The organism is Variovorax sp. YR752 (genome assembly GCF_943372545.1).
The window spans coordinates 1-6,198 of the sequence record NZ_CALRZC010000342.1; the positions used below are offsets into that span (position 1 = coordinate 1).

Sequence of the window (6,198 nt, forward strand, 5' to 3'; positions counted from 1 at the left end):
CCCGCGAACGCGCGCAAGTCTGGGGCGTGGCCGACCGCGTCGACCTGCGGCTGCAGGACTACCGCGACGTGCAGGGCCGCTTCGACCGCATCGTGTCCATCGAGATGATCGAGGCCGTCGGCGAGGCCTACTGGCCCACCTACTTCGCCACCTTGCGCGAGCGCCTCAAGCCCGGCGGCGTCGTGGTGCTGCAGGCGATCACGATCGCCGATGCGCAGTTCGACAGCTACCGCCAGGGGGCTGATTTCATCCAGCATTGCATTTTTCCCGGCGGCATGCTGCCCAGCCCGCGCGTGCTGCGGGAACAGGCGCAGCGCGCAGGGTTGGTGATCGAGGCGTCCCATTGCTTCGGCAAGGACTACGCACGAACCCTGGCGGAGTGGCGTCGCCGGTTCCTCACCGCCTGGCCGCAGATCGAGCCACTCGGCTTCGACGCCGCATTCAAGCGCTTGTGGACCTACTACCTCTCCTACTGCGAGGCCGGCTTCCGCGCGGGCCTCGTCGACGTCGGGCTCTACCGGTTGCGCGCGGCTGAAGCCGGACCCGCCTGATTGGGCGGCGCAGCCTGAACCGAGCCGACTGTCGGCATCCGGGACACAACGATGCCAATGGGCGGTCGCGTCAGCTTTGGGTGCTGAAAACCCCCATGTCATTGCACATTCGCCCGGCCCCTTAAAGCACCGAAGCTTCACCGGCCTGCGCATCGTCGTCCAGCATCGGCACCTCGCTGGCCGCCAACGGCTTGCCGATGGGCGCTCCGGCCTTCCCCACCTGGACCGCCGCCATGTCGGCATCGTTCGGGTACTGCCCCGCAATCCAGTAGTCGAACACCCGTCGCACGATCGGCGCCGCGTGCGCCGCACCGAAGCCCGCGTTCTCGACGATCGCCGCCACGGCAATGGTCGGGTCTTCGGCTGGGGCAAACGCCATGTACAGCGCGTGATCGCGCTGGCGCGCATCCAGTGCCTTGCCGCTCGCGCGCGCCTTCGCACTCAGGCCCACAGCCTGCGAGGTGCCCGTCTTGCCGGCCGAGGTGTACGCCGCGCCCGCAAACACGCGCGTGCCGGTGCCGCCCTTCGTGACCGCCACCATCGCGTCGCGCACCACCTCGACGTGCTTGCGCGCATAGCCCAGGTCCTGGGCTGGGGGCTGCACCTGCCGCACCACCGCGCCGGTCGCCGTGTCGCGGATGGCGCGCACCAGGTGCGGCTGGTAGCGCACGCCGCCGTTCGCCAGCGTGGCGTTGGCCGATGCCAGCTGCAACATCGTGAAGCTGTTATAGCCCTGCCCGATGCCCAGTGAAATCGTCTCGCCCGGGTGCCAGCCCTTCATGTCGGCGCGCCGGTAGGCCGCGCGCTTCCATGCCTTGCTCGGCAGCACGCCGCGCGACTCGCCTTGCAAGTCGATGCCCGTGTACTGCCCGAAACCCAGCGGCGCCATGAAGTCGTGGATGAGGTCGACGCCCATCTCGGCGGCCAGCGAATAGAAATACGTGTTGCTCGAAAACTGGATGGCGCGGTGCATGTCGACGCCGCCCAACCCGCCCCGATGGCTGCGAAACGTACGCCCACCGAAGTTGTAGAAGCCCGGGTCGTTCTCCACCTTGTCCGCCGCGCGCTTGCCGGTCTGCAGCGCCGCCATCGCCATGAAGGGCTTGTAGGTCGAGCCCGGCGGGTAGGTGCCGCGCAGTGCGCGGTTCAGCAGCGGGTTGTCGGGCGACTCGATCAGCGCCTTCCAGCTTTCCGTGTCGATGCCTTCGACGAACAGGTTGGGATCGAACGTCGGCTTGCTCACGAAGGCCAGCACCTCGCCCGTCTTCGGATCGATGGCGACCAGCGCGCCCCGGCGCTCGCCGAACATGTCTTCCACCAGCTTCTGCAGCTTGATGTCGAGCGACAGCATCACCGTGTCGCCGGGCTTGGCGGGGTGGCGGGCCAGCCGGCGGACCGCGTGCCCACCGGCCGAGGTTTCCATCTGCTCCACACCGGTCTGGCCGTGGAGCGCCTGTTCGTAGCTCTGCTCGATGCCGACCTTGCCGATGTAGTCGGTGCCCCGGTAGTTGGCACGCTCGTCTTCGGCCCAGTCGTCCATCGCGGTTTTCTCGCGCTGGTTGATGCGGCCGATGTAGCCGATCACGTGCGCGCCCACCTCGCCATACGGATAGGTGCGAAACAGCCGCGCCTTGATTTCCACGCCTGAGAAGCGGTAGCGCTGCGCCGCAAAGCGCGCCACCTCTTCATCGCTCAGGCGGGTGCGGATGGGAAGGGAGTCGAAGCTGCGCGAATCTTCGCGCAGGCGCTGGAAGCGGCGGCGGTCCTTGGGCGTCACCTCGACCAGGCCGCCCAACTCGTCGATGACGGTCGTGATGTCGCCCACCTTCGACGGCGTGATCTCCAACGTGTACGCCGCGTAGTTGGACGCCAGCACCACGCCGTTGCGGTCCAGGATCTGCCCGCGGTTGGGCACCACCGGAACGATCGCCGTGCGGTTGTTCTCGGCCCGGCCCGACAGCTCGTCGTGCCGCACCACCTGCAGGAAAACCAGCCGTGCGCCGATCAGTCCGAAGCCGAACAACACCGCGCAGCCGACCACCACCACACGGCGGCGAAAAAGTGCGAGCTCGGCGGCGGCATTGCGGATTTCATTCATCTAGCGAAAGGGGATGGGGAACAGAAGAAGAGCCGTGAAAGCCCGATAGGAGGCCCTGTGCGCCCGAAGGTTCCGCGACCCGACTGTCATTCGACGAATGAACGCGCAGGAAAAAGTCAGCCAATGCGGCCGACGGCGGTTTGCGAAGTTTTCAAGTCACCGGACCGCGCTCCCACGCATGCCACAGATGCATTCACCGTCGGGCCTGTGCAAGCTGATTCCGGGAGCAGCCAAGAAGCATGCGCAAGGCGGACGATGACCAACGCACCTGCATGTGGCCCGGCCGCCGCAACGACTGCAGGACGAAAAAGCAGGTTGGCAACCCGTCCGAGTCGACCAAATATTCAGGTGGACGTCATGGACTTTGCGCAGCACAACGAAAAGGGTGTGACAGCGACGAAAGTACTCCAGAGTTGCGTCTGACCTGAGATGCCAGTTATGGTGGAGCGCTCGTCCGCGAGCCAGAGGGCCACAAAGATACAGGCAGTGACCCGCTCCGCAAACGGTCTCTCACGGAGGCGCCTATGCCGACCCTTCGCTATGCAATTCTCGAAGCCCCTTCCACGTTGGGCCTGGCGACGGACGGCGTAGAGCGCTTGCCCGACCAGCTCCTCGCCCTCGGCCTTGCGCAGCGCATCCGTGCACGCCACGCCGGGCGGCTCGCTGTGCCTCCGAAGGACCCCACGCCCGACGCCGAGACGGGCACCCTGAATGCCAGGGCCATTGCGGCGTGGTCGCCCCAGCTCGCCGACGCGGTGGAAGCGGTGCTCGACGCGGGCGAGTTTCCGATCGTTCTGGGCGGTGATTGCACGATCGTGCTGGGCTCGATGCTCGCGCTTCGACGGCGCGGCCGCTACGGCCTGCTCTTCATCGACGGCAACGCCGATTTCTTCCAGCCCGAGGCGGAACCGAATGGCGAAGGCGCCTCGATGGACCTGGCCTTCGTCACCGGCCACGGGCCGTCGCAGCTGACCGACATCGAGGGTCGCGGCCCGCTGGTCTGCCCCGAAGACGCTGTCGCGTTCGCGTACCGCGATCACAAGGACCAGGAGGAATACAAAAGCCAACCGCTCCCCAAGGCGCTCAAGGCGATCGACCTTCCCGCCGTACACGCAATGGGCATCGAGGCCGCCGCGCGCGAAGCGGTCGCGCACTTGACGCGAGAAGAACTCGATGGCTTCTTCATCCATCTCGATGCCGATTGCCTCGGCGACGCGATCATGCCGGCGGTCGATTTCCGTGTGCCGGGCGGGTTGTCGTGGGACGAGCTGGGGGCCGCGCTTCGGGTGGCCCTGGCGAGCGGCAAGGCCGTCGGCCTCGAGGTCACGATCTACAACCCGCGCCTTGATGAGAACGGCAGCGCCGGGCGCGGCCTGGCTGACGTACTGGCCGCAGCGCTCGGAGCCGCAGCGTCTTGAACACAGCGAGCAGCGCCTGCTTGCTGGCGCAGTTGGGCGCACGCTGAACGACAGACTTTGGGTCGTTTGCCGACTGGCTGCTTCAGATCGCGCCGAATTCTGATTCAGGGCTTCCCCGATCTAGCTTTGGATGCCATCCAATCTCATCGGACGTCCTTGCACGACAGATGGCCGATCTCCCAATGAAAAAGGGCGTTCACTGAACTTCAGTGAACGCCCTTGGTCGTTGTGATGGTGGAGCTGGGGGGATTTGAACCCCCGTCCGCAAGCCTTCATCGCGCAGTTCTACATGTTTAGTGATCTGATTTGAGTCTCGCTTCCGGAGTCGCGCAGTCACACGCTAAACCGGACGCCAGCACCCTATTTTCTCGCCCCGACCCAAGGTACCCGGATCGGAGCCAGCCCATGTAATTATCTTTGCAGCCGGGAGGATTCAGATTGCTCTGTCACCCCCTTGCCCAGCCCATCGGCCTGCTGTTGCAAAGCTCACTGGCAATTAAGCAGCGAGTGCGAAACGTTCGTCGTTTGCAGTTAGTTTGTTTGAATCTGTTTTACGAGCGCATTCAGCTCGACATGCCCCGCTGCGACTCCGAACCCACGTCGAAACCAGTGCAGCCCCAAGCAACCCATTTTAGGCGCTATTGAGTAACTTCAAGAGCTCAAGGGGTGAAGAGATTGAAGCATCGGCCCGCCACAGGGTCGAATCGGCCTCTGAACCCATGTAGCCATAGGTGGCGGCGACCGTGCGCATGCCTGCGGCACGGCCCGCGATGATGTCGCGTTCGTCGTCCCCCACGTAGATGCAGGCCTCGGACGCCACGCCAAGGCGGCGCGCCGCCTCGTGCAGCGGCTCGGGGTGCGGCTTGGAGAACGGTGTGGTGTCGCCGCTGACGATGGCACCCGCGCTCGCGAAGAGCGGCATCGCACCGGTCAGCGGATCGGTGAAACGGGCCGACTTGTTGGTCACCACGCCCCAGCGCAAACCGCGCTCGCGCAGCGCCTCGATCAGCGGTGCCACGCCGTCGAACACGAGCGTGTTGAGCAGCATGCGGCGCTCGTAGGCGACGTAGAACTCTTCGCGCAGCGCGTCGAACTCGGGGGCGTCGGGGGTGATGTCGAACGCCACGCCCAGCATGCCGCGGGCGCCGGCACCGGCCAGCGGGCGGTAGCGCTCCAGCGGGTACGGGGCCAGGCCGCGGTCGGTGCGCATCTTGTCGGCGGCGGCGCCGAGATCGGGTGCGCTGTCGATCAGCGTACCGTCGAGATCGAACAGGACTGCCTGCATCTTTTCTCCCCCCATCATCGGTGCGCCTCCGGCAGCGCGGGCCTCTGGGTCGCGAAGAGGTAGTTGACGCTGGTGTCAGCGCTGAGCCAGTAGCGCCGGGTCAGCGGGTTGTGTTCCATGCCCCGTGTGTGGCGCAGGTCCAGGCGGGCAGCGCGGCAGTAGCCGGCCAGCTCACTGGGACGGATCAGCTTGGGGTACTCGTGCGTGCCGCGTGGCAGCATGCCCAGGACGTACTCGGCGCCCACGATCGCCAACATGAAGGACTTCAGGTTGCGATTGATGGTCGAGAAGAATACCCAGCCGCCTGGCTTCACCAAGGTGGCGCAGGCCTGGATCACCGACGCCGGATCGGGCACGTGCTCCAGCATTTCCATGCAGGTGACGACATCGAAGCTGCCGGGCTGCTCGGCCGCCAGCGCTTCGGCACTGACTTCGCGGTACTTGACGCCACGCGTCCCAGCTTCGAGCGCATGCAGTTGGGCGACCTTGAGCGCCTTGGTCGCCAGGTCGATGCCGAGCACGTCGGCACCCTTACGCGCCATCGAATCGGCCAGGATGCCGCCACCACAGCCGATATCGACCACACGTTGGCCCGAAATAGGCGCAATACCGTCAATCCAATCGAGTCGCAATGGATTGATTTCGTGCAACGGGCGGAATTCGCTCTCCAAATCCCACCACCGATGCGCAAGCTCCGAAAACTTGGCCAGTTCGGCCGGGTCTGCATTCACGTGTTCTGTCATACGGCAATTATGAAGCGAGCAAAGCTCGACTCGAAAGCAATGGGCTTGCGTCAGGCCCGACTGCAATTTCGTCAGGCATAAAAAAACCCCGCCGAGGCGGGGT

General features: G+C 65.4%; 5 protein-coding genes and 1 other RNA gene. 2 read left to right on the plus strand and 4 right to left on the minus strand.

The genetic code is table 11. The features are described 5' to 3' along the window. A partial coding sequence (locus AAG801_RS39485; protein ID WP_341893335.1) for a class I SAM-dependent methyltransferase occupies window positions 1-551 on the plus strand: 551 nt, incomplete at its 5' end. A gap of 121 nt (window positions 552-672) precedes the next feature. On the opposite strand, the gene mrdA is transcribed toward AAG801_RS39485, so the two are convergent. Beyond that, window positions 673-2,649 carry a penicillin-binding protein 2 gene (mrdA, locus tag AAG801_RS39490; RefSeq protein ID WP_341893336.1) on the minus strand — a complete coding sequence of 659 codons (1,977 nt, stop codon included), beginning with the start codon at window positions 2,647-2,649 and terminating at the stop codon, window positions 673-675. A 524-nt stretch (window positions 2,650-3,173) separates the two neighbouring features. Here mrdA and AAG801_RS39495 point away from each other — a divergent pair. Beyond that, a complete protein-coding gene (locus AAG801_RS39495; protein WP_341893337.1) occupies window positions 3,174-4,067 on the plus strand; it encodes an arginase family protein in 894 nt (297 codons plus the stop codon). Window positions 4,068-4,299: 232 nt separating this feature from the next. Here the strand turns inward: AAG801_RS39495 and ssrA are convergent. From ssrA to ubiG, 3 genes are all read right to left on the minus strand, one after another. Continuing rightward, window positions 4,300-4,686: a transfer-messenger RNA gene (gene ssrA / locus AAG801_RS39500) on the minus strand. Between the two features lie 12 nt (window positions 4,687-4,698). Continuing rightward, window positions 4,699-5,367, minus strand: a complete 669-nt coding sequence (gene gph / locus AAG801_RS39505; RefSeq protein ID WP_341893338.1) for a phosphoglycolate phosphatase — start codon at window positions 5,365-5,367, stop codon at window positions 4,699-4,701. Continuing rightward, window positions 5,367-6,095 (minus strand): bifunctional 2-polyprenyl-6-hydroxyphenol methylase/3-demethylubiquinol 3-O-methyltransferase UbiG, encoded by a 729-nt coding sequence (ubiG, locus tag AAG801_RS39510; protein WP_101492497.1) that lies wholly within the window; start codon window positions 6,093-6,095, stop codon window positions 5,367-5,369. Before ubiG ends, gph begins: the two co-directional genes overlap by 1 nt. Between the last annotated feature and the right edge of the window lie 103 nt (window positions 6,096-6,198).